Genomic DNA, 26,978 nt, shown 5'->3' on the forward strand with positions numbered 1-26,978 from the left:
GGGTACGACGGCGAACCGGGCGTTCCCTCGGTCGTGGCTCAGTCGGGCCGGAGGTACTTCGCGGCCTCGCGCACGTGCGCCATCGCCGCCCGCGCGTAGGGCGGCGTCGCCCCGGCCAGGCCGCACGAGGGGGTGAGGGTCGCCGCGACCGGGAGCTGCTCGGCCGGGAAGCCGAGCTCGCGCCACCAGGCCTGCACGCGGGACGCCGTCGCCCTGGCCGCGGGGAGGTCCGCGTCCGTGCCGGGCACCACCCCGGGCATCAGGTGGACGACCGCCTCGACGGCGCTGCCCACGGCGTCGAGGTCCTGGACGAGTGCCAGGTCGAAGGAGAGCGCACCCGCACCGGCCGCCCGGAAGAGGTCAAGCGGGGCGCGTGCCGCGCAGCAGTGCAGGACCACCGGGCCGGGCAGGCCCGCGACGACCGCGGCGAGCTCCTGTTCCACGACGTGCGCCTCCACCGCCGGCAGCTTGCCGAAGCCGCTGACGGTGGGCAGGCCGCCCTGCAGGACGGCGGGCACCGACGGTTCGTCCAGCTGGACGACGACGCGCGCTCCGGGCACCCGCGCCGCGACGTCGGCCACGTGCGCGGCCAGGCCCTCCGTCAGGGACTGGGCGAGGTCGCGCCGCGCCCCCGGATCGACGACGGCGCGGTCGCCGCGGCTGCGCTCCAGGCCGGCCGCGAGCGTCCACGGGCCGGGCGCCTGCACCTTCAGCAGCCCGGTCCAGCTCTCCGCGACGGCGTGCAGCGCGTCGAGGTCCCGGTCGAGGAACTCGCGGGCCCGCCGCTGGTCCATGCCCGGCCGCGGGACCAGCCGCCAGCCGGCCGGGGTGAGGTCGAAGGCGACGTCGACGAGCAGGGCCGCCCCGCGGCCGATCAGGTCGGCGCCCGGGCCCCGGCCGGGCAGCTCGGGGACGTGCGGGAGATCGGGCAGCTCTCCGAGGACCAGGCGCAGCGCCTCGGCCGGGTCGGTGCCGGGCAGGGAACCGATCCCGGTGGCGCCCCCCCACGCGACGGGGGACGCAGCCGGTCCGGGTCGCTCGTCCCCCTCGGCGGGGGTGGCCGGGGAGCCCACGAACGGGACGGTAGTCAGTCGCGGGAGGACGGCGTGTCAGCGGGGGGGACCCGCGGCGGGGTGCGGACCCGGCCGACGGGCGCGTAGCCGTACGACTCCCACGCGCGGCGTCGGCGATTCCGCCGGGCCCGACGGTTCCCCGCGACCGCCAGCACCGCGAGCGAGATCGCACCGAGGATCACCACCCCGATCAGCAGCCGGTTGTCGTCAGCGGCTCCGCTTCCGGTGTCACCCTCGCCGGGCAGAGCGCCGGCTCCCTCGGCGGGGACCTGGCCCGCGGGCCCGGCGACCCAGTAGTCCACGATGGCCCGCACGCCCGGGTCCGGCGCCTCCCTGGTCACCGGCACGTTCGTCGCCGCATAGGTGGCCGCCCGGTCGACGTCACCGGTTCCGCGATCGAGGGTCAGCCGGACGTCGGTCACCATCTGCCCGTACGAGCCGGCCTGGGTGACCAGCCGGGGCTCGCCCCCGGGCACCGGCAGCATGCAGTTGTAGGCCTCGTGCGTGTCCGCGCTCACGATGAAGTCGACGGCCGGCGTGATCCGCTGGTTGATGTCGACGACCGCGCCGTCGAGCGCCTCACAGCCGTTGATGTCACCGGCCGGGCGCTGCCCGCCGGCGTGCAGGAGCACCCCGATCGCCTCGATGCCCTCGGACCGCAGCTGCGGGACCAGGCGGTTGACCGCGTCCGCCTCCTCGCGGAAGACGACGTTGCCGAGCCCCTCGGGCCGCTCGCTCGTGGCCGTGCTCTCCCTCATCACGCCGATCAGGGCCACCCGCACGCCCCGGGGGGTGAAGAGGACCTCGAACGGCGGGAGGATCGGCTCGCCGGTCCCCGCCGAGAGGATGTTCGCCGCCAGGTACGGGAAGTTGGCACCGGTGAAGGCATGCTCGGCCTGCCCGAAGCAGCCGTCCACGCCCGGGGTGACGCCCTGGCAGGCCGCGATGTCGTCGCCGAACCGGCCGTCGGTCGCGCCCGAGAGGCGGCGCAGTTCCTGGAGGCCGAGGTCGAACTCGTGGTTGCCCACCGCGGCGACGTCCATCCCGAGGGCGTTGAGCACCTCGACGGTGGGCTCGTCCTTGTAGGTGGCGGACTCGGGGGGCGATTCGCCGATCAGGTCACCGACCCCGACGAAGAAGGAGGCCGCCGAGCCGCCCGCGCCCCGGCGGAAGTCCGCCCGCCGCTCCTGCACGAGCGTGGCCATGTTGGCCGCGCCGCCGACCTGCGTGACGACGTCGTCCCGCTCTCCCCCGCCGCCCCGGCCGAACACGCCGTCCGGTCCCGGCGCGGTCGGCAGCCTGCTCTCGTTCCCCGTCGTCGGGGAGATGCGGCCATGGAAGTCGTTGATGGCCAGCACCTGGACGGGGTCCTTGCCCGGCGGTGCCGCGGCCGCCACCGGGGGGACGCCGACAACCGCCGCCGCGACGAGCGCGATCACGAGCAGAGGGCGGTGGAGGCGCACGACGATCCCTTTCGCACATCGACAACGACACGGCAACGCCCACACGGTGCCACGTGGTCCTGGCGGGGGCGTCGGCCACCGTCGGGTCCGGCCGCCCCCCGGACCGCACGGGACAGGCCCCGGCCGGGTGCCCGGCCACAGCGCGCCGTGGCCCGGTCGGGCAGCGAAACTCCTGCTCAGCGCGGCGCCGGCGTCCAGGGAGCCCAGGGCTCCCGGCGCTCCCGGGCGGGCCGTGCGGCGGGGGGTGCGAGATCCGCGTCACCCGGAGGGACGACAGCGCCGTCCCCCGTTCGGGGTCCCCGGCTCACGCCCGGCCGCGTCCGGCGGTCGCCACCGCGGCCTGCCCGAGCACCCGGTCCCCCCGCGCGGGGTCGGGCTCGTACAGCACGGCGGACTGGCCGGGAGCCACGCCGCGCTGCTCGGTGGCGAGTGCGATCCGCAGGCCGCCGTTCGCGTCGGCGCACACCCGGCAGTCCACCGCGGCGGCGTGGGCACGGAGCTGGACCTGCGCCGTGAACGGGATCTCCGGTACCGCGCCGGTCCACGTGGGGACGCCGGTGCCGACCTCGTCCACGCCGGCGAGGTCGGCGGTGCCGATGGTCACGGTTCGCGAGACCGGCTCGATCGCCAGGACGTAGCGGGGACGCTGGTCCCCCGCCTCGACGCCCAGCCCGCGCCGCTGCCCGACGGTGAACCCGTACGTGCCCTCGTGCTGCCCCACCGTCCGTCCGGTGGCGGCGTCGACGACCGGGCCCGGGCGGGCGCCCAGCTCCCGGGCGAGGAACCCGCGGGTGTCCCCGTCGGGGATGAAGCAGATGTCGTGCGAGTCGGGCTTGGTGGCGACGGCGAAGCCCCGCTCGGCAGCGATCGCCCGCACCCGATCCTTGGTCATGGGGCCCAGCGGGAACATCGCGGTCGCCAGCTGCTGCCGCGTGAGCACACCGAGCACGTAGGACTGGTCCTTGGCGGCGTCGGCGGACCGGCGCAGCGCCGTGCCGTCGAGCCGGGCGTGGTGGCCGGTCACGACGGCGTCGAACCCGAGGGCGCGGGCCCGGTCGAGCACGGCGGTGAACTTGATCTTCTCGTTGCACCGCAGGCAGGGGTTCGGCGTCCGCCCGGCGGCGTACTCGGCGACGAAGTCGTCCACGACATCCGCCCGGAACCGGTCGGCGAGGTCCCACACGTAGAACGGGATGCCCAGCTCGTCGGCCACCCGCCGGGCGTCGTGGGCATCCTCGACGCTGCAGCAGCCGCGGGCCCCGCTGCGCAGGGTCTGGCGGTCCGGGGACAGGGCCAGGTGCACACCGGTGACGTCGTGACCGGCGTCGACGGCGAGCGCCGCGGCCACCGCGGAGTCCACGCCACCGCTCATCGCGGCGAGCACCCTCATCGCGCGCCCCTCATCGGGGGCCGAGACCCGCCCGGCGAGCCCGCTCCACGACCGGACCGATCACCTCGAGCACCGCGTCGACGTCGGCGTCGGTCGAGGTGTGGCCGAGGCTGAACCGCAGCGAGCTGCGCGCCCGCTCGGTGTCGGCACCCGTGGCCAGCAGGACGTGGCTGGGCCGGGCGACGCCCGCGCTGCAGGCGGAGCCGGTGGAGCACTCGATGCCCCGGGCGTCCAGGAGCATCAGCAGGGCGTCGCCCTCGGCGCCCGGGAAGGACAGGTGCGCGTTGCCGGGCAGCCGGCCGGGACCGTCCGCCAGGACGTCGTCCAGCGGGGCGCCGTTGAGCTGGGCGTCCGGCACGACGGCCACGACGCCGGCGACGAGGCGGTCGCGCAGGGCGGCCAGCCGCGGGGCCCGCTCGCTCCGGTGGGCGGCCGCCGCGGTGGCGGCCACCGCGAGCCCGACGATCGCCGCGACGTCCAGGGTGCCGGACCGGACGTCGCGCTCCTGACCGCCGCCGTGCAGCAGCGGAGTGCAGTCCGCCTCGCGCCGCAGCAGGAGCGCACCGGCCCCCATCGGACCACCGAGCTTGTGCGCGGTCATGGTGAGCGCGTCGGCACCGCTCGCGGCGAAGTCGACCGGCACCTGCCCGACCGCCTGCACCGCATCGGTGTGGAAGGGGACGTCCACCGCGTGCGAGACCGCCGCCAAGGCGGCGATGTCGCTCACGGTGCCGATCTCGTTGTTGGCCCACATGACGCTGGCGAGCGCGACGTCCCGGCCGTCGCCGAGCGCCTCGGCGAGCGCCTCCGGGGTGACCCGGCCGGTCGGCTCGACCGCGAGCCAGGTGACGTCGGCGCCGTCGTGCTTCGCCAGCCACTCCACGCTGTCGAGGACCGCGTGGTGCTCCGCGGGACTCACCACGATCCGGCTGCGCTGCGCGTCGGCCCGCCTGCGCGCCCAGAAGAGCCCCTTGACCGCGAGGTTGTCGCTCTCGGTCCCACCGCTGGTGAAGAGCACCTCCGACGGACGCGCGCCCAGCGCCTCGGCCAGCTGCTCCCGCGCCTGCTCGGCGGAGCGGCGCGCGGCCCGGCCGCTCGCGTGCAGCGAGGAGGCGTTGCCCACCCGACCCAGCTGCTCGCTCATGGCGGCCAGCACCTCGGGGAGCACCGGCGTCGTCGCCGCGTGGTCCAGGTACGTCATGACGCCCTCAGGGTAGTCGCGGGAATTGCCGGGTCCGGGACCGCTGCGGGGGCACCGGCCCGGGGAGCCAGCCACGCGCCGACCAGCGCGATCGCGGTGAGGACGGCGACGGCGAGGAGCACCGCCGCCGGAAGGGTGAGCAGGGAGGCCGTCGAGGCCGCGACCAGCACGCCGACCACGCCCACGCACAGCGCGGACGCCGTCACGTCGGCGATCTGGAAGGCAGCCGAGTCGGCGCCGCGCCGCTCCTCGGGTGACTGCTCGAGCAGCAGCACGCTCAGGCTCGGCATGCCCAGGCCCATGCCGAGGCCCGCCACCCCCCACGTCAGGTAGGACGGCCAGCCCGGCAGCCCGGGGACGGCGACGAGCGCCGTGCCGGCGACACCGGCTGCCAGGAGCAGGAAGCCGGCCCGGAGCAGGACGACGCGGGCCACGTCGGGACGACGCCCCTGCCACTGCGAGGCCAGCGCCCACCCCAGCGCGCCGGCCGTCAGCGGGATGCCGGCGGTCGTCGGGCTGTAGCCGTGCAGGGCGGTGAGCGACAGGGGCAGCAGGGCGTCCATGCCGAAGAACGATCCGGCCAGGAGACCGCGGGCGCCGATGACGGCGGGCAGCCCGGACCGGGCCCGGACGGTGCCCTGCGGGAGGAGTGGCCGCAGGCCGGCGACCAGCGCGGTGACACCCACCACCGCCACGACCGGCGCGAGGGAGTCCAGGCGCTGACCGGCGTACTGGAGCGCCGCGACACCGGCACCGGCGAGCAGCGCACTCCACCGGCGGGCCGAGCCCGGCGCGGTGGCCCCTTCGGGGGCGCCGAACCGGCGGAGGGCGGGCAGGAGGAGCGCCAGTCCGAGGGCGATCAGCGGCAGGATCCCGAGGAACACCCACCGCCAGCCGGCGTGCGTGGTGATCAGGCCGGCGAGGAGGGGGCCCACCAGGGCGGGCAGCACCCAGGCCGCGGAGAAGGCGGCGAACAGCCGCGGCCGCAGCGCCGGCCGGTAGGCCCGGCCCGCGACGACGTACAGCGAGACCGCGATGATCCCGCCGCCCACGCCCTGGATGGCGCGGGCGGCGACGAACATCGCCATGTGCCCGGCCAGGCCGCCGGCCAGCAGCCCGGCGGCGAAGGTCGTCGCGCCGGCCAGCAGCGCGGCGCGCGACCCGCGACGGTCGTCGAGGTCACCGCCCACGACCATGCCGAACACCGACGCCACGAGGTAGGCGCTGAACGGCCAGCCGTACCAGGCGAGCCCGTCGAGCTCGGTGACCGCGGTGGGCATCGCCGTCGCCACGGCCATCGACTCGAAGGCGACGAACGTGATGAGCATCAGCAGGCCGGCGGTGGTCAGACGATGCGTCCGGTCGAAGACCCCGGCCGCGCTGCTCGTCGTCACGTCGTCCCCCAACCCTTTCCGGGTGCCGGTCCTTCCCGCCCCGGACATGCGTCGAGCGCCGGTCCCGCGGGGACCGGCGCTCGACGGGTACCGCTGCGCTCAGCCCTTGCGGGCGGTGATCTGCTCGGTCGCCGCGGGGACGACGGTGTTCAGGTCGCCGACGACGCCGAAGTCGGCCAGCTCGAAGATCGGCGCCTCGGGGTCCTTGTTGATGGCCACGATGGTCTTCGAGGTCTGCATGCCGGCCCGGTGCTGGATCGCCCCGGAGATGCCGACCGCGATGTAGAGCTGCGGCGAGACGGTCTTGCCGGTCTGCCCCACCTGGAAGGTGTGCGGGTAGAAGCCGGAGTCGACCGCCGCCCGGGACGCACCGACGGCCGCGCCGAGGGAGTCGGCCAGCGCCTCGATGATCGAGAAGTTCTCCGCGCTGGCCACGCCGCGTCCACCGGAGACGACGATCGCGGCCTCGGTGAGCTCGGGACGGGTGCTCTTCTGCTCCACGACGCGCTCCACGACCCGGACCTGCTTGGCCTGGTCGGAGAGCGACACCGCAACCGGCTGCTCGGTGCCGGCGGCGGGGGCCGGCTCCGGGGTCACCGAGTTGCCGCGCAGCGTGTAGATCGGGGTGCCGGTGGTGACCTTCGAGTGGACGATCGTCGCACCGGCGAAGGCGACCTGGGTCGCGGTGCCGTCGGCGGCGATCTCGGTGACGTCGGTCAGGAAGCCGGAGTTCGTCTTGATGGCCAGCCGGCCGGCGATCTCCTTGCCCTCCGGGGAGGACGGGATGACCACGGCGGCCGGCGACTTCTCCTGCACCAGCTGCGCCAGCACCTCCGCCTTGGGCGCGACGAGGTACTCGTCGACCTCGGGCGCCTCGGCGACGTAGACCGTGGCCGCGCCGTACTCGGCGAGCTGGTTCCGCACCGACGCGGCGGTACCGGGGGCGCCGAGCACGACGGCCGACGGCTCACCGAGCGCGCGCGCCGCGGTCAGTGCCTCCAGGGTGGTCTTGCGGACGCCGTCGCCGGCCGGGTTGAGCTCGGCCAGGACCAGGACCTCTGCCATGGGGATGTTCTCCTCTTCCTTGATCCGAGCCGGGTCAGACGATCTTCTGGCTGGCGAGGTACTCGACGAGCTTCTGGGCGCCGTCACCCTCGTCGGGGACCTTCACGCCCTCGCCCTTCGGGGGGCGGCCGGCGAAGTCGAGCACCTGGCTGGTCGCGCTCGCCAGACCCACGGTGGACGGGTCGATGCCCAGGTCGGCCAGCGTCTTCGTCTCGACCGGCTTCTTCTTCGCGGCCATGATCCCCTTGAACGAGGGGTAGCGCGGCTCGTTGATGGTGTCCCAGGTGGACACGATCGCGGGCAGCGGAGCCTCCAGCGCCCAGTAGCCGCCGTCGGTCTGCCTCTCCACCTTCGCCGTCCCGCCCTCGACGGTCAGCTTGCGGGCGCCCGAGAGCTGCGGGATGCCCAGGCGCTCGGCGAGCAGCGCCGGCATGACGCTGAGCTGGGCGTCGGTGGCCTCCGCACCGCACAGGACCAGGTCGTACTCCAGCTGCGACAGCGCGGCGGCGATGACCGCCGACGTCTGCACGGCGCACGACCCGTGGATCGCCGGGTCGCTCACGTGCACGGCCTTGTCCGCACCCATCGACAGGGCCTTGCGGATGGCGTCGGTCGCCGAGTCCGGCCCGACGGTCAGCACGGTGACCTCGCCGCCCTCCCGGTCGCGCACGAGGAGCGCCTCCTCGATGGCGTACTCGTCCATCTCGTTGATGACGTTGTCGGCCGAGGCGCGGGCGACGGTGTTGTCCGCCGGGTCCAGCTTGCGCTCACTGCCCGAGTCCGGGACCTGCTTGACAAGAACGACGATGTTCATCGCTCGGACCTTCCTCCGCGGCGTTCAGGGCGCGGACACGGGGTCCGCCTGGCTCCGATCATGGATGTTACTGACTGGTAACGCCGGGGCGACGGGAGGGCCGGGTGACGCCGGTCACGCGCTGTCCTCGCTCATCCGCGCCCAGGCCATTCCCCCGACGCGGCGAATCGTCGCAGCGTCTCGGTGTGCGGGGCCAGGTCCAGCCCCTGGCCGGCCACCCAGTCGTCCGCGTAGTAGGTGTGCGCGTACCGCTCCCCGCCGTCGCAGAGCAGGGTGACGACGCTGCCGGAACGCCCCGCGGCCACCATCTCGGCGACCAACTGGAACGCGCCCCACAGGTTCGTGCCCGTGGAGCCGCCGGCCCGCCGTCCCGTCGTCCGCTCCAGCTCCCGCATCGCGGCCAGCGACGCGGCGTCGGGGACCCAGATCATCCGGTCGACGATGGTCGGCACGAACGAGGGCTCCACCCGCGGACGGCCGATGCCCTCGATGCGGGAGGACCGGCCCGTCGCCGTCGCCGGATCGCCGTCCCGCCACCCGGGGAAGAACGACGATCCCTCCGGGTCGACCACGGCCAGCCGGGTCGGCAGCCGTCGGTAGCGCAGGTACCGGCCCACCGTCGCGCTGGTGCCGCCCGTGCCCGCGCCGACCACGACCCACTCCGGGACCGGATGCCGCTCGAGGGCCAGCTGGGAGAAGATCGACTCGGCGATGTTGTTGTTGCCGCGCCAGTCGGTCGCCCGCTCGGCGTAGGTGAACTGGTCGAGGAAGTGGCCGCCGCACTCCGCGGCGAGCCGCCGGGCCTCCTCGTAGATGTCCGGCGCCCGCTCCACGAACCGGCAGTTGCCGCCGTGGAACTCGATGAGCGCGATCTTCTCGGGGCTGGTCGACGCCGGCATGACCGCCACGAACGGCAGCCCCAGCATGCGGGCGAACCATGCCTCGCTGACCGCGGTCGATCCGCTGGATGCCTCGACCACCGTCGTCCCCTCGGTGATCTGGCCCGAGCAGAGCCCGTACAGGAACAGCGACCGGGCCAGCCGGTGCTTGAGGCTCCCGGTCGGGTGGGTCGACTCGTCCTTCAGGTACAGGTCGACGCCCCACTCCGCGGGCAGCGGATAGGCCAGCAGGTGCGTGTCGGCGCTGCGGCGGGCGTCGGCCTCGACCGCGGCGACGGCCCGGTCCACCCACGCCCGCCCTCCCGGGTCGGAGCGGTCCACATCGGCACCCGGCGCCTCGGCCGCGCTTCCCTCCGCGGGATCACGCACGGGGTTCCTCCCGCACGACGAGGACCGGCCGCTCGGCCGGCAGCACGGTGACCGCCGTCCCCGGCGTGAGGTCCTGGCTGTCGGCGCTGGGGACGTCGACGCGCACCTCGAGGTCCGCGGGCAGGCGCACCGCCAGCCGGGTGACGGCGCCGGAGAACGTGCGGGTGATGACGCGCCCGGAACCGCCCGGGTCGGCCGCGACGAGCAGCGACTCCGGACGCACCAGCGCGACCACCGGTCCCGACGGGGGACGCTCGCCGGCCACCGGCCGGTGCCGGCCGAGCAGCTCCACCCCGCCCGGCGCGAGCACCGCGGGCAACCGGTTCATCGTGCCGACGAACTCGGCGACGAAGGCCGTCGCGGGCCGCTCGTAGAGCTCGTCCGGGGTCGCCACCTGCTCCAGCCGGCCGGCGCGCAGCACCCCGACGCGGTCGGCGACCGACAGGGCCTCCGCCTGGTCGTGGGTGACGAACACCGTGGTGATCCCCAGCTCCAGCTGGATGCGCCGGATCTCCTCCCGCAGCTGCACGCGCACCTGGGCGTCGAGCGCGGACAGCGGCTCGTCCAGGAGCAGCACCTGCGGGGCGACGGCCAGGGCGCGGGCGAGCGCGACCCGCTGCTGCTGTCCGCCGGAGAGCTGGTGCGGGTACCGGCCGCCACGGTCGGCCAGGCCGACGAGCTCGAGCAGCTCCGCGGCCCGTCCCGCCTGTTCGGCCTTCGCCCGGCGGCGCACGCGGAGCCCGAAGGCGACGTTCTCGGCGACGGTGAGGTTCGGGAACAGGCTGTAGGCCTGGAAGACCATGCCCATGTCCCGCTTGTTGGCCGGTGTGCCGGTGATGTCGCGGCCGTCGAGCAGGACGCGGCCGGCGTCCGGCCGGTCGAAGCCGGCGATCGCCCGCAGCGCCGTCGTCTTCCCGCAGCCGGATGGGCCCAGCAGGGCCAGGAACTCGCCGGCGGCGATGTCGAGGTCGAGCCCGTCGAGTGCCACGACCGGGCCGTACCGGCGGGTCAGCCCCTCCAGCCGGATGGGGACCGCGGCACGGCCCTCGAGACCGGCCGCGGCGGTCCGCAGCGAGGCGGCGGTCATGCGGTCTCCTCCGTGCCGCGCCGGCGGTCCAGCGCGGAGATCATGAGCAACAGCACCCAGGTGAAGAGGAGCGACAGCACCGACACCGCGACCGACACCTGCGGCTGCGATCCCGAGATCCGCAGGATCCAGGTGGGGAAGGTCTCGAAGCCGAGGATGTTCGCGATCGTGAACTCGCCCAGCACCAGGGCGAGGGTCAGGAACGCGGCATTGAGCACCGACGTGCGCAGCACCGGCAGGACCACCGACACCAGCACCCGCGGCCACGACGCCCCCAGGTTGCGGGCGGCCTCGGTCAGGGTCGGCAGGTCGGCCCCGCGGACTCCGGCGTCCAGGGCCCGGTAGACGAACGGGAGCGCGAGGACGACGTAGACGAAGACCAGGATCCACGGCAGGGCCGGCTCCTGGAGAGCGAAGAACGCCTCGGCCAGGGGCGTGTTCAGGAAGTAGTCCGGCGCCCAGGCCAGCACGCTCCGCACGCCGACGACCAGCGCGATCGGCGGCAGGACCAGCGGCATCAGGGTGAGAAGCTCGACCGTCGTCCGCAGCCGGGGAAGCCGCAGGTTCACCAGGACGACGGTCGGCACCATGAGCAGGAGGGCGATGAGGACGGTGAGCCCGGCGAGCGCCAGCGAGCGGGTGAAGGCCTCGGCGAAGCCCTCGGCCCCGGGGATCGCCGTGTAGTGCCGGGCGGTGATCCCGCCCCGCGCCCGGTCGCGCACCGTGAACCAGACCGAGGCGCTGATCGGGACGAGGAAGTACAGACCGAGCACCGCGAGGACGGCGAAGCGCCACGCACCCGGACGTCGGCGGGCGGCCCGGACCGGCGTCTCGGGGGCCACGCTGCCCGCCCCGGTGACCCCGGTCGCCAGGGCCGTCATGACAGCCACCGCTGGGTGCGCCGCTGGACCCAGGCGTAGAAGACCATGACCAGCCCCACGACCAGGACCATGCCGAGGGCCAGCGCCTTGCCCAGGTTCTCCGCACCGACGACGACGTTGCTGGAGAGGGCGTCGGCGATCTGCAGGGTGACCAGCGGCACACTGCTGCCGACCAGCGCCTTGGCGGTCGCGTAGGCGGCGAAGGCCGACGCGAAGAGGAGCATGGTCGCGCCGATCACCGGCGGGGCGAGCACCGGTCCGCCGATGTACCGCCAGTACTGCCACCCGCTGGCACCGAGGTTGTCCGCCGCCTCGCGCCACTGCGGTCGCAGCGCCTCCAGCGCCGGCACGATCGTGAGCACCATGAGCGGCACCAGGAAGTACAGGTAGACCAGCGCCAGGCCCGTCATCGAGTAGAGCGAGAAGCCACCCGTCCCGATGCCCAGCGTGTCCGACAGCAGGGCGGTGACGACGCCGGCGTTGCCGATGGTCGCGAGGAAGGCGAAGGCCAGTGGGATGCCGCCGAAGTTCGCCAGCACCCCGGAGGCCGTCAGCACGAGGCGGCGCAGCAGGCGCCCCCGCCGCGCGCGGAGGATCGCCACGGCGAGGGCCAGCCCCAGGACCGCGCCGAGAACAGCGGTGATCCCCGAGAGCTGGAGGCTGCCGATGTACGCACGCCGGAAGGCCCCGCCGGTGATGGCCTCGATGGAGGCGGTGGACCAGGTCTCCTCGAACGTGACCGGGTCGGTGGACCGGAAGGCCTCGACCGCGAGCACGCCGATCGGCAGCAGGAGGAAGACCGCGACGTAGAGGAAGAACGGCAGGGCTCCGAGCACGACCAGCACACGGCCGCGCCGGCCCCCCGCGCGAGGGGCCGGCGCGAGCGCATCGGAGACGGCGGTACTCAGCCGGACATCTCCTCGTTCCAGCGCGCGGTGACGACCTCCTTGGCGGCGCTCTCCTGCTCCTCGGTCGGGAAGTCGGCCGTGCCCTCGACCTGCGGCAGCGCGCTCAGCGCCTCGGCGTCGGCCGTGCCGGCCTCCTCCATCACCGGCAGCCGGACGGGCCGGGCACCACCCTTGAGCCAGATGTTCTGGCCCTCGTCGCTGTAGAGGAACTCCTGCCAGAGCCGCGCGGCGGCGGGGTGCGGGGCGAACGCGCTGATGGCCTGGCTGTAGTAGCCACCCATCAGGCCGTCGCTGGGGACGTGGACCTCCCAGGTCGAACCGGCCGCCTCGAGCTCGTCGGTCTGCGCCGCGTTGACGTAGTCCCAGTCGAGCGAGATGGGGGTCTCGCCGCTGAGCACCGTCGCCGGCGTCGACTCGACCGGGTTGAAGTTGCCGGACTCCTTGAGGTCCACGAAGAAGTCGATGCCGGGGCCGATGTCGTCCAGGTCGCCCCCGTTCGCGAGAGCAGCGGCCCACACGCCCGCGAACGCGGCCTGCGCCTGCGTCGGGTTGCCGTTGAGGGCGACCTGGCCCGCGTAGCGCGGGTCGGCCAGCTCGGCGATCGTCGTCGGGCACTCGCCGACGATCGTGGCGTTGCAGCCGATCGACAGGTAGCCGCCGTAGTCGTTGTACCAGTGACCGTCCGGGTCCTTCTGGTCCTCGGGGATGTCGTCCCACGTCTCCACCTGGTAGGGCGCGAGCAGGTCCTGCGCCTGCGCCTGGCGGGCGAAGGAGAGACCGAGGTCGAGGACGTCGGGGGCGCGGTCCTGACCGCGCTGGCTGGTGACGGCGTTGAGCTCGTCCTGGCTGCTGCCGTCCGGGCTCGCGCTGCTGATCTCGATGTCGTACTTCGCGCTGAACGTGTCCAGCATCTCGCCGTAGTTCGCCCAGTCCGGGGGCAGCGCGATGACGTTGAGCGTCCCCTCCTCCTGGGCTGCCGCGACCAGCGCATCCATCCCGCCGAAGTCCTCGGCGGAGGTGGCGGTCGCGGCGTCGGCCCCGCCGCCGCCGGCGGACCCGCCGCCACCGGTGGAGCCGCCGTCGTCCGAGCCGCACGCGGTGAGGGTGAGCCCGGCCGTGAGGACCGCGACCGCGGTCCGCAGGGTGCTTCGTCGCACGTGTCCTCCTGAAGTGGTGCCGTACCTGCCCGGTGCCCCGTTGACCCCGGACGGCCGGCGTCGCGATTGTGGCGGACCCGGCCCGTTCCGGGGCGGTCACGCCGCACGAACGGGTGGTGAACCCTCCCCCGCGTGGCACCCGGCTCGCGGGCGTCCGCGTCAGCGGCCGGAGAACTCCGCCTTGCCGGGCCCGCTCTCCAGGAACGAGCGCATCCCGGTCTTCTGGTCCTCGGTGTCGAACAGCCCGGCGAACAGCCGGCTCTCCAGGGCCAGGCCCTCCTCCAGCGTGAGGTCGAGCCCGTGGTCGATCGCGCGCTTCGCGGCGGCCAGCGCGAGCGGCGGGCCGGCGGCGAACTTCTTCGCCATGGCCACGGACGTCGCGTACACCTCGTCGTCGGGGACGACGGCGTCCGCCATGCCGATCTCCAGTGCCTCCTCGGCGCCCACGTGCCGCCCGGTGAAGATGATGTCCTTGGCCTTGGCCGGGCCCACCAGGCGAGACAGTCGCTGGCTGCCGCCGGCGCCCGGGATGACGCCCAGCAGGATCTCGGGCTGGCCGATCTTCGCCGAGGCGCCGACCACCCGGAAGTCCGCGCAGAGCGCCAGCTCGTAGCCGCCGCCGAGCGCGTAGCCGGTGATCGCCGCGATGACCGGCTTGGGGATGTGCGCGACGGCGGTGAAGGACGCCGTCAGCTCGTAGCCCCAGGAGGACATCGCGTCGCCGTCCAGGACCGACATCTGCTTGATGTCGGCGCCGGCCGCGAAGACCCGCTCGCCGCCGTAGATCACGACGGCGCGGACGTCCTCGCGCTCCGTCGCCTCCACCGCCGCGGCCCGCACCTCCCAGTGCAGCTGCTCGTTGATCGCGTTCATCTTGGGTCGGTCGAGGCGGATCGTGCCGATCCCGTCCTCGACCTGCAGGGTCACGAACTCGGGCGTCTCCCCGGAAGCAGCCATGTCGGCACCCTAGCCAGGCGCGGTTCAAACAGCCCTTCGGGCGGTGAAGCGGCCGTCGGTGCGGGAGAGCGAGAGCGCGAGACCGAACGTGTCCGAGAGCGCGGCCTCCGTGAGGACGTCGTCCGCGGCGCCCGAGGCCACGATCTCTCCCCCGCGCAGCAGCAGGGCGTGCGTGTAGCCCGGGGGGATCTCCTCGACGTGGTGGGTGACCAGGACCTGCGCCGGCGCGTAGTGGTAACGGGCGAGGTCGGAGAGCCGGGCGACGAGGTCCTCGCGGCCGCCGAGGTCCAGCCCGGCACCGGGCTCGTCGAGCAGCAGCAGCTCCGGATCGGGCATGAGGGCACGGGCGATCTGCGTGCGCTTGCGCTCGCCCTCGCTCAGGGTGCCGAAGGGCCGGTGGGCGAACTGGGCGACCCCCCACTGCTCCATCAACATGCCCGCGCGGGTCAGGTCGTGGACGTCGTACTGCTCCCGCCACCGGCCGACGACGGCGTACCCGGCCGAGACGACGATGTCACCGGTCGTCTCCGACGCCGCGATGCGCTGCGCCAGCGCCGCGCTCGTCAGCCCGATCCGGGGACGCAGCTCGAAGACGTCGACCGCGCCGAGGGTCTCCCCCAGCAGCCGGACCTCGCCGCGGGTCGGGTGCATCTGCGCCGCCGCGAGCTGCAGCAGCGTCGTCTTCCCCGCTCCGTTCGGCCCCAGGATCACCCACCGGTGGTCGGCCTCCACGCTCCAGTCGACGCCGCGCAGCAGGTGGTTCTCCCCCCGCACGACGTCGACGCCGGTCATCCCGACGACCGCCCCGGGGGCGGCTGTGTTGCCCCCCGCCACCCCACCGATGCTCGACACGCCCCCATCCAACCAACCCGGTCGACCGCTCCTGCGCCCACACGCGGTCCGGAGTTGGCACGATCATGCTGTGATCGAGAGACCAGCCGGTGTGGTGCTGCCCGGTTCCCCCGCTCCGCTCGGCGCCCACTGGGACGGCACGGGTACCAACTTCGCCCTCTGGTCGGCGGGTGCGCAGGCGGTGGACCTCTGCCTGTTCGACCCCGACGGCACCGAGCACCGCCACCGGCTGGAGGAGACGACCCACCAGGTCTGGCACGGCCGCCTGATCGGCGTCGGCCCCGGGCAGCGGTACGGCTACCGGGTGCACGGCGCCTACGACCCGCTGTCGGGAGCCCGGCACAACCCGGCCAAGCTGCTGCTCGACCCCTACACCCGGGCCGTCGACGGCGACCTCACGCTGCACCCCGCCCTCTTCGGCTACGCCGGCGACGCCGTGGACGGCGGGACGCGGGACGATCAGGACTCCGCGCCCTACGTGCCGCGCGGCGTGGTCGTGCACGACCCCTTCCCCTGGGACGGGGAGCGCCCGATGCGCACGTCGTGGTCGGACACCGTGATCTACGAGGTGCACGTCAAGGGGGCGACGGCGGCCCACCCGGACGTTCCGGCGCACCTGCGGGGCACCTATGCCGGCGTCGCCCACCCGGCCTTCATCGAGCACCTGCAGTCCCTGGGCGTGACAGCCGTCGAGCTGCTGCCCGTGCACCACTTCGTGAGCGAGCCCCATCTGCTGAGCCGCGGCCTGACCAACTACTGGGGCTACAACACGCTCGGGTACTTCGCGCCGCACGCCGCCTACAGCTCCTCGGGCAGCGGCGGCGGCCAGGTCGTGGAGTTCAAGACGATGGTCAAGCAGCTGCACGCCGCGGGCATCGAGGTGATCCTCGACGTCGTCTACAACCACACCGCGGAGGGCGACCAGCGCGGCCCGACGCTGTCGTTCAAGGGCATCGACAACGCGGGCTACTACCGGCTCGACGGCGGCAACCGCGCCCGCTACACCGACTACACCGGCTGCGGGAACACCCTCGACGTGCGCCGTCCCGCCGTCCTGGCACTGCTCATGGACTCGCTGCGGTACTGGGTGACCGAGATGCACGTCGACGGCTTCCGCTTCGACCTCGCCTCCGCGCTGGCCCGCTCCATGCACGACGTCGACCGGCTCTCGGCCTTCTTCGACGTCGTCCACCAGGACCCGGTGGTCAGCAACGTCAAGCTCATCGCCGAGCCGTGGGACGTCGGCCCCGGCGGGTACCAGGTGGGCAACTTCCCGCCCCCGTGGACCGAGTGGAACGGCAAGTACCGCGACACGGTCCGCGACGTCTGGTCGGGGGCACACGTCGGTATCCGCGACCTGGCCTACCGGCTGACGGGCTCCTCCGACCTGTACCGCTCCGACGGCCGGCGGCCGTTCGCCAGCATCAACTTCGTGACCGCGCACGACGGCTTCACCCTGGCCGACCTGGTCACCTACGAGCACAAGCTGAACGAGGCCAACGGCGAGGACAACCGGGACGGCGAGAGCCACAACCGCAACTGGAACTGTGGCGTCGAGGGGCCGAGCGACGACCATGAGGTCCAGGCGCTGCGTGCCCGGCAGATCCGCAACCACCTCGCGACGCTGCTGCTGTCCACCGGCGTGCCCATGCTGACCGCGGGCGACGAGCTCGGCCGCACCCAGCGCGGCAACAACAACGCCTACTGCCAGGACAACGAGATCTCCTGGATGGACTGGGAGAAGGTCGACACCGACCTGTTCGCCTTCACCGCCCGGCTGCTGAAGCTCCGGCGCACCTCCCCCGTGCTCCGCCAGGAGGCGTTCTTCGAGGGCCACGAGATCCCCGGCACGGGACTGCCCGGATCCGGGGGAACCCGTGACCTCGCCTGGTTCGCTCCCACCGGCGGCCAGCTGACGACCGCGGACTGGTTCGACACCGGCCTGCAGACGCTCGGGATGTATCTCGACGGGCGCGGCATCCGGCACCGCGACGCCCTGGGCCGGCCGCTCGTCGACGACTCCTACCTCGTCCAGCTGCATGCCGGGCCTGAGCCGGTGACGGTGCAGCTGCCCGGCCCGCCGTGGGCCGACGGCTACGAGCTGGTGCTCTCGACGGAGTACCCGACCGGCGCGCCCCCGGCGACGGCGATGCTCGCCCCGGGGCCCATCGAGCTCCCCGCCCGCTGCGTCTGGGTACTCAGGGTTCTCCGGAGGCCATGAGACCGTTGAACCACTGAGGCCCGGAACCGCGACGGTTCCGGGCCTCAGTGGTTCAAAGCTGGCGATGTGCTCAGTCGGCGGGCTGCTCGAAGGTGATGACGGTCCAGCCCAGCAGCAGGCGGTCGCCGTCGGAGAGCGGGTGTGCGACACCGGGCTCGAGCTGCGTCCACTCGGTGGCCTCGGGCCCGGCGACGTGCGTGCCGTTGAGCGAGCCGAGGTCCACCAGTGACACCTCGCGCCCCGACCGCTGGAGCGCGGCGTGGGCGGAGGAGAGCACGTTCTGCGTGTCCGCGATGGGCACCGGGCGGGCGTCGCCGGCGGTGACCAGTTCGTGGCTGTCGGGCCGGCGACCGAGCACGAGGTCCTCGTCCACGGTCACGACCATGCCGTCGTCGAAGCGCAGCACCGGGGCGGACGCGGTCTCGGGCCGCCAGAAGGCGGTCTGCTCACCGGAGGCCGGCTGGTCCGCCGGGAGCTCCCGGGCGGCGCCGAACCCCGCACCGGCACCCGAGCCGAAGGACGACGAGCCACCGGTGGCCGGCGGCGCGGCCGCGGCCGACGGCGCGGGCGCCGCGAGCTGGAGCATCGCGCCCGAGCCGGGGACCGTCCCCTCGACCAGGTCGTAGGAGACCCCCGGAGGCATCTGCGGCGCGGCCTGTCCGGGGCCGACGTACAGCGTCTGGCCCAGCGGGAAGCCGGAGGCGAGCGTGCAGCCCTCCACCGACGAGCCGGACACGGGGACGCCGTCGACGGCCGGCTGGCCCTTGCCCGACCACAGGGCGATGCCGGTGCCGGCACCTCCCGTCGGGTCGGCCAGGACGAGCGCGAAGGACGCCGCCCCGTGCGCGAGCGAGCTCACCTGGCCGGCGACTGCGGACAGGACGCGGTCAGCGCCCGGTCCGGAGATGCCGAGGCAGGCGTGCAGTGCCGCGACGAGGGCGGGCGAGCCGGGTGCGTCGACCCACAGCAGCCCGCCGCCGCGGCGGGCGACGACGGAGTCTCCGGGGAGGACTTCACAGCGGTCAGGCATGGCCTCCAGCCTAGTGATCAATCCCCGGTATGGCGCGGTCGCACGATCCCGCCACGCCGGGCCATCAAGCCCTTACGCGATGTCGCTGGGACCAGCGTGGGCAGAGTGTCGCAAGCGACACATTCACGCGCTGGTCACGACGCCGAGCTCGGCGGGATCGACCATCCGCGCGGAGTGCGGCAGCACCCGCACGGTGTAGCCGAACGCGCCGGTCCGCTCCAGGGGCAGGGTGGCCGTGAACCAGTGCCGCGACCCGTCGGTCTGCTCGTGCCGCATGGGGATCGTGGTCACCTCGTGCAGCCCGTCGGCGTCGTCCACCCGGCCGTAGGCGGCCTGCACCTCGACGTCCACCGGCGCCAGCCCCGGCAGCTCGACCTCGGCGCGGAGGTCCAGCGTCGAGCCGATCTGCGGGGTGTCCGCGCCGCCGGTCGCCTCGACGTGGGCCACCCGAACCGAGTGCCAGTTGTGCAGCAGGTGCGACCGCCAGGCCGCCTCCTCGCGGGCCGGGCCGTACCCCTCCCCCGCCATGGCGCGCGCGGATCCGGCGGCCGGCACGTACAGCTGCTGGACGTAGTCGCGCACCATCCGGGTGGCCAGCACCTTGGGGCCGGTCTCGCGAAGCGTGTGCCGCACCATCTCCACCCAGCGGGCGGGGACGCCGTTGCGCGACTTCTCGTAGAACCGGGGCAGGACCTGGGTGTCGAGCAGCTCGTAGATGGCCCGGGCCTCGACCTCGTCGCGGCGGTCGGGGTCCGCGACCCCGTCGGCGGTCGGGATGGCCCAGCCGTTCTGCCCGTCGAACCACTCGTCCCACCACCCGTCGCGGATGGAGAGGTTGAGCCCGCCGTTGAGCGCGGCCTTCATCCCGGAGGTGCCACAGGCCTCGAGCGGCCGCAGCGGGTTGTTCAGCCAGACGTCGCAGCCCCAGTAGAGATACCGGGCCATGCCGATGTCGTAGCCGGGGAGGAAGGCGATGCGGTGCCGGATGTCCGGGTCGTCGGCGAAGGTCACCATCTGCTGGATGAGCTCCTTGCCGCCGTCGTCGGCGGGGTGGCTCTTGCCGGCGATGATCAGCTGCATCGGGCGCTCGGGGTCCAGCAGCAGCGCCTTGAGCCGCTCCGGGTCGCGCAGCATGAGGGTCAGCCGCTTGTAGGACGGCACCCGGCGGGCGAACCCGATGGTGAGGACGTCGGGATCGAAGGCCGTCTCGGTCCAGCCGACCTCGGCCTCCGTGGCCCCGCGCGACAGCGCGGTGTCGCGGATGCGGCGGCGAACCTCCTCCACCAGGCGTCCGCGCAGCGTGCGGCGGATCGCCCACAGGTCGGCGGCCGGGATCTTGTCCACGCCGTCGAAGTGCACCGGCCCGTCGACCATCACGGGGTCGCCCTGGCTCGTGGTCTGGGTGCCCATCTCGACCAGCTCGCGCGCGGTCCACGTCGGCGCGTGCACGCCGTTGGTGATGGAGCCGATCGGCACGTCGCTCTCGTCGAAACCGGGCCACAGGTTGCTGAACATGCCCCGGCTGACGTGGCCGTGCAGCTCGCTGACCCCATTGGCCCGCTGACCGAGCCGCAGCCCCATGTGCGCCATGTTGAACTTGGTCGGGTCCTCCTCTGCGCCGAGCTGGAGGAGCTCGTGCATCGGGACCCCGAAGCCGGCGAAGTAGCGCTCGATCAGCGCCTTCGGGAATCGGTCGATGCCGGCCGGCACCGGGGTGTGCGTGGTGAAGACCGTCCCGGCCCGGACCGCCTGCAGCGCCTCGGGGAAGCCGAGCGAGTGCGCCTCGCTGAGCGCGCGGATCCGCTCGATGCCCTGGAAGCCGGCGTGGCCCTCGTTGGCGTGGAAGACCTCCGGCTGCGGGGTGCCGGTCAGGCCGCAGTACGCCCGCACCGCGCGCACGCCGCCGATGCCCAGCAGCATCTCCTGGCGGAGGCGGTGGTCCTCGTCGCCGCCGTAGAGCCGGTCGGTCACGCCGCGCTCGGTCGGGGCGTTCTCCTCGATGTCGCTGTCGAGCAGCAGCAGCGAGACGCGGCCCACCTGGGCGCGCCACACGTGCGCGTGCAGGGTCCGGCCCTCCGGCAGCGGAACGGTGATGACGGCCGCCGAGCCGTCGGGCTCGCGGAGCAGCTTGATCGGCAGGCCGTGCGGGTCCAGCGAGGGGTAGTGCTCGAGCTGCCAGCCGTCTGCCGAGAGGCCCTGAGCGAAGTAGCCGGCCCGGTAGAGCAGCCCGACGCCGATCAGCGGCAGGCCGAGGTCCGAGGCGGCCTTCAGGTGGTCCCCGGCGAGGATGCCCAGACCGCCGGAGTACTGCGGCAGCACCTCGGTGATCCCGAACTCGGCGGAGAAGTAGGCGATGCTGGCCGGCGCCTCCGGCCCGAGCGACTGGTACCAGCCCGGCTTCGTGAGGTACTCCTCCAGATCGTCCACCGCGTCCTGCAGGCGGCGCACGAACCGGCGGTCCTTCGCCAGCTGAGCCAGGCGCTCGGCGGAGACCTCGCCGAGCACCTTGACCGGATCACCGCCGCAGCTCTGCCACAGCGACGGGTCGAGCGTCTCGAAGAGATCCCTCGTCTCCGCGTGCCAGGACCAGCGGAGGTTCCGCACCAGCTGGGAGAGGGGGGTCAGCGGCTCGGGGAGAGCTGCCCGGACGGTGAATCGACGGAGTGCGCGCACCGAGCGAGACTAACCGCACAGTGCGGTCCACCACTCCGGCGGAAGCGAACGAGGCAGGGGCTCATGACATCCAGGCGTGCGCACGTTCCTCCCATTCCCTCCATGGGATTCCGCAGCGGGCCCCTGACCGGGGCCGAAGTGCTGCCCAGGGCCGCTCTCGATAGCGTGGCGGCGATGACTGGCCTGGCTGATCTCCGTCTCGGCATCACCGATGTCGCCCCTGTCGTGTCCTGCGGGTCCTTCTCGGCCCGCGCGGTGGTGGGCGAGTCCGTGCCGATCACCGCCACCGTGTTCCGCGAGGGTCACGACGCCGTCGCCGCGAACGTCGTCTGGAGCCCGCCGGGGGACGACGGCACCTGCCCGTTCATCCGGATGGCGAAGCTCCCCCCGGAACCCGACCGCTGGATCGCCACGGTGGTGCCCGACCGCGAGGGGCTGTGGAGCTTCTGCATCGAGGCGTGGAGCGACCCGCTGGCCACCTGGCACCACGCCGTCGACGTGAAGGTCGAGGCCGGTCAGGGGGCGGAGGACCTCGCCAACGACCTGGAGGAGGGCGCGCGACTGCTCGACCGCGTCGCCGCCGAGGCCGGGAGCGCGCACCGGGAGACGGTCAGCGCGGCCGCCGCGGCGCTGCGCGACACGTCGCTGGAGCTCACCGCACGGATCTCCCCGGCGTTCGCCTCGTCCCTGCAGGCCTACCTGCACGAGCACCCGGTGCGCGAGCTGGTGACCCGTTCCCCGCGCTACGAGGTGTGGGTCGACCGCCCCACCGCGCTCTTCGGCTCCTGGTACGAGTTCTTCCCCCGCTCGGAGGGTTCCGTCGTCGGGGGCAAGGCCACCCACGGCACGTTCGCCACCGCGCAGGAGCGACTCCCCGCCATCGCCGACATGGGCTTCGACGTGGTGTACCTCCCCCCGATCCACCCGATCGGCCGGGTCAACCGCAAGGGTCCGAACTCGCCGCAGTTCCCGGGTGGCAACCCGACCGACGTCGGGCCCGACGAGGTCGGCTCCCCCTGGGCGATCGGCAGCGCCGAGGGCGGCCACGACGCCGTCCACCCGCAGCTGGGCACGATGGAGGACTTCCGCGCCTTCGTCGCCCGGACCCGGGAGCTCGGGATGGAGGTGGCCCTGGACTTCGCGCTGCAGGCGGCGCCCGACCACCCGTGGGTGGAGAGCCACCCCGAGTGGTTCACCACCAAGCCCGACGGCACGATCGCCTACGCCGAGAACCCGCCGAAGAAGTACCAGGACATCTACCCGATCAACTTCGACAACGACCCCGAGGGCATCTACGCCGAGTGCCTGCGGGTGATCCGCGTCTGGATCGAGGCGGGCGTCAAGATCTTCCGCGTCGACAACCCGCACACCAAGCCGCTGAACTTCTGGCACTGGCTCATCTGGGAGGTCAAGAAGACCGACCCCGACGTGCTGTTCCTGGCCGAGGCGTTCACCCGGCCGGCGATGATGCACCAGCTGGCCCGGATCGGGTACACGCAGTCCTACACGTACTTCACCTGGCGGACCGCGCGCGGCGAGCTGGAGGACTACGGCCGCGAGCTGGCCCAGAACAGCCACTACATGCGGCCGAACTTCTTCGTGAACACCCCGGACATCCTGCACGAGTCGCTGCAGTACGGCGGCCCGCCGATGTTCAAGATCCGCGCCGTCCTCGCGTCGATGATGAGCCCCACCTGGGGCGTCTACTCGGGGTTCGAGCTCTTCGAGCACGTGGCCGTCAAGCCCGGGAGCGAGGAGTACCACGACAGCGAGAAGTACTCCCTGCGCCCCCGCGACTGGGCGGCCGCCGAGGCGTCGGGGCGCAGCCTCGCGCCGTACCTGCGCACCCTCAACGAGCTCCGCCGGGCCCACCCGTCGCTGCAGCAGCTGCGCACCCTGCACTTCCACCCGGTCGACAACCCGAACCTGATCTGCTTCTCGAAGACCGACCCGGGGTCGCAGGACGCGGTGATCGTGGTCATCAACCTCTCGAGCCACCACACGCAGATCGGCACCACGTCGCTGGACCTGCCGGCCCTCGGGCTGGACTGGCACGAGCGCTTCCGGGTGACCGACGGGCTCTCCGGGGCCAGCTACGACTGGGGCCAGTTCAACTACCTCGAGCTCGACCCCTACCGCGAGCCTGCGCACGTCTTCGCGGTCACCTTCCCGCGTTCGGTGCAGTTCCCTCCCCCGGTCGCCTGACGCACACGCTCCACGACTGCCCCGCCCCCGCCCCACACCGCACTCCCCCGACGAACGAGGGCCACTCGTACCGATGACCGTTCCCGTCCCCGACTCCCCCGCCAGCCGCTCCACGCTGCCGCCGAAGGGCACCGACCCCGAGTGGTACAAGCGGGCTGTCTTCTACGAGGTCCTCGTCCGCGGCTTCGCCGACAGCAACGCCGACGGCGTGGGCGACCTGCGCGGCATGATCGACAAGCTGGACTACCTCCAGTGGCTCGGCGTCGACTGCCTGTGGCTGCCGCCCTTCTTCGCCTCGCCGCTGCGCGACGGCGGGTACGACGTCAGCGACTACACCGCCGTCCTCCCGGAGTTCGGCGACATCCAGGACTTCCACGAGTTCATGGACGAGGCCCACGCGCGGGGCATGCGCGTGATCATCGACTTCGTCATGAACCACACCTCGGACCAGCACCCCTGGTTCCAGGCCAGCCGCAGCGACCCGGACGGTCCGTACGGCGACTTCTACGTCTGGGCCGACGACGACAGCGGGTACCCCGACGCCCGGATCATCTTCGTCGACACCGAGAGCTCCAACTGGACGTTCGACCCGGTCCGCAAGCAGTACTTCTGGCACCGCTTCTTCTCCCACCAGCCGGACCTCAACTTCGAGAACCCGGCCGTGCAGGAGGCGATCATCGATGCGCTGCGGTTCTGGCTGGACCTGGGCATCGACGGCTTCCGCCTCGACGCCGTCCCCTACCTGTTCGAGGAGGAGGGGACCAACTGCGAGAACCTGCCGAAGACCCACGAGTTCCTGAAGCACGTGCGCAAGGTGGTCGATGCCGACTACCCGGACGTCGTCCTGCTGTGCGAGGCCAACCAGTGGCCGGCCGACGTCGTCGAGTACTTCGGCGAGAACGGCGACGAGTGCCAGATGGCGTTCCACTTCCCGGTGATGCCGCGCCTGTTCATGGCCGTGCGCCGGGAACAGCGGTTCCCGATCTCGGAGATCATGGCCCAGACGCCGGCGATCCCCGACAACTGCCAGTGGGGCGTCTTCCTCCGCAACCACGACGAGCTGACCCTCGAGATGGTCACCGACGAGGAACGCGACTACATGTGGGGGGAGTACGCGAAGGACCCCCGCATGAAGGCCAACATCGGCATCCGCCGCCGGCTGGCCCCGCTGCTGGACAACGACGTCAACACCCTGGAGCTGTTCAACGCGCTGCTTCTGAGCCTCCCCGGCTCGCCGGTCCTCTACTACGGCGACGAGATCGGCATGGGCGACAACATCTGGCTCGGTGACCGCGACGGCGTCCGGACGCCGATGCAGTGGACGCCGGACCGCAACGGCGGCTTCTCCACCGCGGACCCGCAGCGGATGTACCTGCCGCTGAACCAGGACCCGGTCTACGGCTACCAGGTCACCAACGTCGAGTCCCAGCTGCGCAACACCAACTCGCTGCTGCAGTGGGTCCGCCGGATGATCCGCGTCCGCAACCAGCACCCGACGTTCGGCCTCGGCACCTTCGAGGAGGTCGGCTCCCGCAACCCGACGGTCCTGTCGTTCGTCCGCCGCTTCGGGGACGACGTCGTGCTCTGCGTGAACAACCTGTCGCGGTTCCCACAGCCGGTGGAGCTCGACCTGCGCCAGTTCGAGGGCTACACGCCGATCGAGCTGACCGGCCGCGTCGAGTTCCCGCAGATCGGCGTCCTCCCGTACATGCTCACCCTGGCCGGGCACGGCTTCTACTGGTTCGAGCTGTCCAAGCCGACCGAGCCGGTGCCCGACGACCACGAGGACTGGGAGAGCGCCACCTCCAGCTCCGTGGCCGACTCGCTCCTGGCCGCGGGCGTGGTCAGCGCCACCCCGGAGACGACGGGACCGCACGGCCTGGGCAGCGACGGTCCGGAGGTCTCCCGATGAACCCCGCCCTCATCGACCTGCTGCGCGAGTGGATGCCGCACCAGCGCTGGTTCGGCAGCAAGGGCCGGGAGTGGGCCGACGTCACCGAGGACGGCTTCCTCCTCGACCAGGCCAACCCGGTGCTGTCGGTGCACCGGGTGCGGGTCACCTACGCCGACGGCGGCCGCGAGACCTACCTCGTCCCGCTGTCCTGGCGCGACCACCCGTCGGACGAACTGGCCTCGGCCTTCGTCGGTGCGGTACCGGCCAAGGGCGGCGAGACCTACGCCTACGACGCGATGCGGGACCGCGACGCGACGGCACCGTGGCTCATCCACCTGGTGAACGCCTCGACGATCGGGCCGATGCACTTCCACCCGGCCGGGGTGGCCTACATCCCGGAGGGACTGCCCGGCGACATGGTCTCCGGCGAGCAGAGCAACACCTCGCTGATCTACGGGTCGGAAGCGATCCTCAAGCTGTTCCGCCGGCTGGAGCCGGGCCTCAATCCCGACGTCGAGGTGCACGACGCCCTGCGTCGGGCGGACAACCCGCACATCGCGCCCCTGCTCGGGCACATCGAGATCGACGACCCGGCCGATCCCGGCGCTCCGCCGGCGACGGTGGCGATGCTGCAGACGTTCGTGACCAACGCGAGCGACGGCTGGCGACTGGCCACGGCCAGCGTGCGCGACCTCTACGCCGAAGGCGACCTGCACGCCGACGAGGTGGGGGGCGACTTCGCCGCCGAGAGCGAGCGGCTGGGGGCGGCGACGGCCTCGGTGCACGCCGACATGGCGAAGGTGCTGCCCACCGAGCCGGCCGACGCGGGCTGGTACGGCACCCTCGCCGAGCAGATGACCGCCCGGCTGGACGCCGCCCTCGAGGTCGTCCCCCAGCTCGCCGGGCACGCCGACGCGATCCGGGCGCTGTACGCCGAGGTCGCCTCCAGCACGGAGCCGACGGTGCGCCAGCGGGTGCACGGCGACCTGCACCTCGGCCAGGTGCTGCGGACGACGACCGGCTGGATCGTGCTCGACTTCGAGGGCGAGCCCGCACGGCCACTGGCGGAGCGCCGCGAGCTGGACAGCCCGTTCCGCGACATCGCGGGGATGTTGCGCAGCTTCGACTACGCGGCCCGGCACATGCTGGTCGAGCAGCCCGAGGACTCCCAGCGGGCCTACCGCGCGCAGGAGTGGGCGGAGCGCAACCGCGCGGCGTTCTGCGCCGGTTACTCGCACGCGAGCGGGCTCGACCCGTGCGGGGGATCACCACTCCTTCGGGCGTTCGAAGCCGACAAGGCGGTTTACGAGTGCGTGTACGAGGCACGCAACCGACCGCACTGGCTGATGATCCCGCTCACCTCGCTGTCCCGGCTGACCGGCCAGGGCTGACGCGGGTGGCCCGCCCGACGCGCTACGACCGAGACCACGGCATCCAGAGGCATG

The 26,978-nt window shown here is 73.0% G+C and carries 20 protein-coding genes; 4 read left to right on the forward strand and 16 right to left on the reverse strand.

Annotated elements, in window-relative coordinates; all coding sequences use genetic code 11:
* Positions 1 to 38: 38 nt before the first annotated feature.
* The 14 genes from E4P39_RS18210 to E4P39_RS18275 form a co-directional block, all read right to left on the reverse strand.
* Complete coding sequence (locus E4P39_RS18210) at positions 39 to 1,073, reverse strand: methionine synthase (protein ID WP_135137999.1); 1,035 nt, start codon at positions 1,071 to 1,073, stop codon at positions 39 to 41.
* Between the two features lie 14 nt (positions 1,074 to 1,087).
* Positions 1,088 to 2,512 carry a hypothetical protein gene (locus E4P39_RS18215; RefSeq protein WP_135138000.1) on the reverse strand — a complete coding sequence of 475 codons (1,425 nt, stop codon included), beginning with the start codon at positions 2,510 to 2,512 and terminating at the stop codon, positions 1,088 to 1,090.
* Positions 2,513 to 2,840: 328 nt separating this feature from the next.
* Complete coding sequence (gene mnmA, locus E4P39_RS18220) at positions 2,841 to 3,926, reverse strand: tRNA 2-thiouridine(34) synthase MnmA (protein WP_135138001.1); 1,086 nt, start codon at positions 3,924 to 3,926, stop codon at positions 2,841 to 2,843.
* Between the two features lie 10 nt (positions 3,927 to 3,936).
* Positions 3,937 to 5,127 carry a cysteine desulfurase family protein gene (locus tag E4P39_RS18225; RefSeq protein WP_135138002.1) on the reverse strand — a complete coding sequence of 397 codons (1,191 nt, stop codon included), beginning with the start codon at positions 5,125 to 5,127 and terminating at the stop codon, positions 3,937 to 3,939.
* Positions 5,124 to 6,521, reverse strand: a complete 1,398-nt coding sequence (locus E4P39_RS18230; RefSeq protein WP_245159935.1) for an MFS transporter — start codon at positions 6,519 to 6,521, stop codon at positions 5,124 to 5,126. Before E4P39_RS18230 ends, E4P39_RS18225 begins: the two co-directional genes overlap by 4 nt.
* Positions 6,522 to 6,620: 99 nt before the next feature.
* Positions 6,621 to 7,586 (reverse strand): electron transfer flavoprotein subunit alpha/FixB family protein, encoded by a 966-nt coding sequence (locus E4P39_RS18235; RefSeq protein ID WP_135138004.1) that lies wholly within the window; start codon positions 7,584 to 7,586, stop codon positions 6,621 to 6,623.
* A gap of 34 nt (positions 7,587 to 7,620) precedes the next feature.
* Entirely contained in the window at positions 7,621 to 8,400 is a 780-nt protein-coding gene (locus E4P39_RS18240) for an electron transfer flavoprotein subunit beta/FixA family protein (protein ID WP_135138005.1), read from the reverse strand.
* 131 nt (positions 8,401 to 8,531) lie between these two features.
* Entirely contained in the window at positions 8,532 to 9,668 is a 1,137-nt protein-coding gene (locus tag E4P39_RS18245) for a PLP-dependent cysteine synthase family protein (RefSeq protein WP_167761954.1), read from the reverse strand.
* On the reverse strand, positions 9,661 to 10,755 hold the full coding sequence (locus E4P39_RS18250) for an ABC transporter ATP-binding protein (protein ID WP_135138006.1): 1,095 nt from the start codon (positions 10,753 to 10,755) through the stop codon (positions 9,661 to 9,663). Before E4P39_RS18250 ends, E4P39_RS18245 begins: the two co-directional genes overlap by 8 nt.
* Positions 10,752 to 11,636: an ABC transporter permease gene (locus E4P39_RS18255; protein WP_209306609.1), complete on the reverse strand. Its 885-nt coding sequence runs from the start codon at positions 11,634 to 11,636 to the stop codon at positions 10,752 to 10,754. The genes E4P39_RS18250 and E4P39_RS18255 overlap by 4 nt, the downstream gene beginning before the upstream one ends.
* Positions 11,633 to 12,472, reverse strand: a complete 840-nt coding sequence (locus E4P39_RS18260) for an ABC transporter permease subunit (protein WP_135138007.1) — start codon at positions 12,470 to 12,472, stop codon at positions 11,633 to 11,635. The genes E4P39_RS18255 and E4P39_RS18260 overlap by 4 nt, the downstream gene beginning before the upstream one ends.
* Before the next feature lie 68 nt (positions 12,473 to 12,540).
* Positions 12,541 to 13,701, reverse strand: coding sequence for an ABC transporter substrate-binding protein (locus E4P39_RS18265; RefSeq protein WP_135138008.1), 1,161 nt, complete (start codon positions 13,699 to 13,701; stop codon positions 12,541 to 12,543).
* Between the two features lie 159 nt (positions 13,702 to 13,860).
* Positions 13,861 to 14,658, reverse strand: a complete 798-nt coding sequence (locus E4P39_RS18270; protein ID WP_135138009.1) for an enoyl-CoA hydratase-related protein — start codon at positions 14,656 to 14,658, stop codon at positions 13,861 to 13,863.
* Between the two features lie 24 nt (positions 14,659 to 14,682).
* Complete coding sequence (locus E4P39_RS18275) at positions 14,683 to 15,510, reverse strand: ABC transporter ATP-binding protein (RefSeq protein WP_245159936.1); 828 nt, start codon at positions 15,508 to 15,510, stop codon at positions 14,683 to 14,685.
* 70 nt (positions 15,511 to 15,580) lie between these two features.
* Between E4P39_RS18275 and glgX the strand changes: the two genes are divergently transcribed.
* On the forward strand, positions 15,581 to 17,731 hold the full coding sequence (gene glgX / locus E4P39_RS18280) for a glycogen debranching protein GlgX (RefSeq protein ID WP_245159937.1): 2,151 nt from the start codon (positions 15,581 to 15,583) through the stop codon (positions 17,729 to 17,731).
* 70 nt (positions 17,732 to 17,801) lie between these two features.
* Here the strand turns inward: glgX and E4P39_RS18285 are convergent, their stop codons facing one another.
* Together E4P39_RS18285 and glgP are read right to left on the reverse strand one after the other, a co-directional pair.
* Positions 17,802 to 18,761, reverse strand: coding sequence for an FHA domain-containing protein (locus E4P39_RS18285; protein WP_135138011.1), 960 nt, complete (start codon positions 18,759 to 18,761; stop codon positions 17,802 to 17,804).
* A 123-nt stretch (positions 18,762 to 18,884) separates the two neighbouring features.
* The gene (gene glgP, locus E4P39_RS18290) at positions 18,885 to 21,434 is read right to left on the reverse strand and encodes an alpha-glucan family phosphorylase (RefSeq protein ID WP_135138012.1); all 2,550 of its coding nucleotides are present in this window, start codon (positions 21,432 to 21,434) and stop codon (positions 18,885 to 18,887) included.
* Positions 21,435 to 21,608: 174 nt separating this feature from the next.
* Here glgP and E4P39_RS18295 point away from each other — a divergent pair, with 174 nt between their 5' ends.
* The 3 genes from E4P39_RS18295 (at position 21,609) to E4P39_RS18305 (ending at position 26,924) form a co-directional block, all read left to right on the forward strand.
* Positions 21,609 to 23,639, forward strand: a complete 2,031-nt coding sequence (locus E4P39_RS18295) for an alpha-1,4-glucan--maltose-1-phosphate maltosyltransferase (protein ID WP_135138013.1) — start codon at positions 21,609 to 21,611, stop codon at positions 23,637 to 23,639.
* Between the two features lie 73 nt (positions 23,640 to 23,712).
* Positions 23,713 to 25,551 (forward strand): maltose alpha-D-glucosyltransferase, encoded by a 1,839-nt coding sequence (gene treS / locus E4P39_RS18300; RefSeq protein ID WP_135138014.1) that lies wholly within the window; start codon positions 23,713 to 23,715, stop codon positions 25,549 to 25,551.
* Complete coding sequence (locus tag E4P39_RS18305; RefSeq protein WP_135138015.1) at positions 25,548 to 26,924, forward strand: hypothetical protein; 1,377 nt, start codon at positions 25,548 to 25,550, stop codon at positions 26,922 to 26,924. The genes treS and E4P39_RS18305 overlap by 4 nt, the downstream gene beginning before the upstream one ends.
* Positions 26,925 to 26,978 lie beyond the last annotated feature (54 nt).

Source organism: Blastococcus sp. CT_GayMR19 (assembly GCF_004570385.1).
Taxonomy (GTDB): domain Bacteria; phylum Actinomycetota; class Actinomycetes; order Mycobacteriales; family Geodermatophilaceae; genus Blastococcus_B.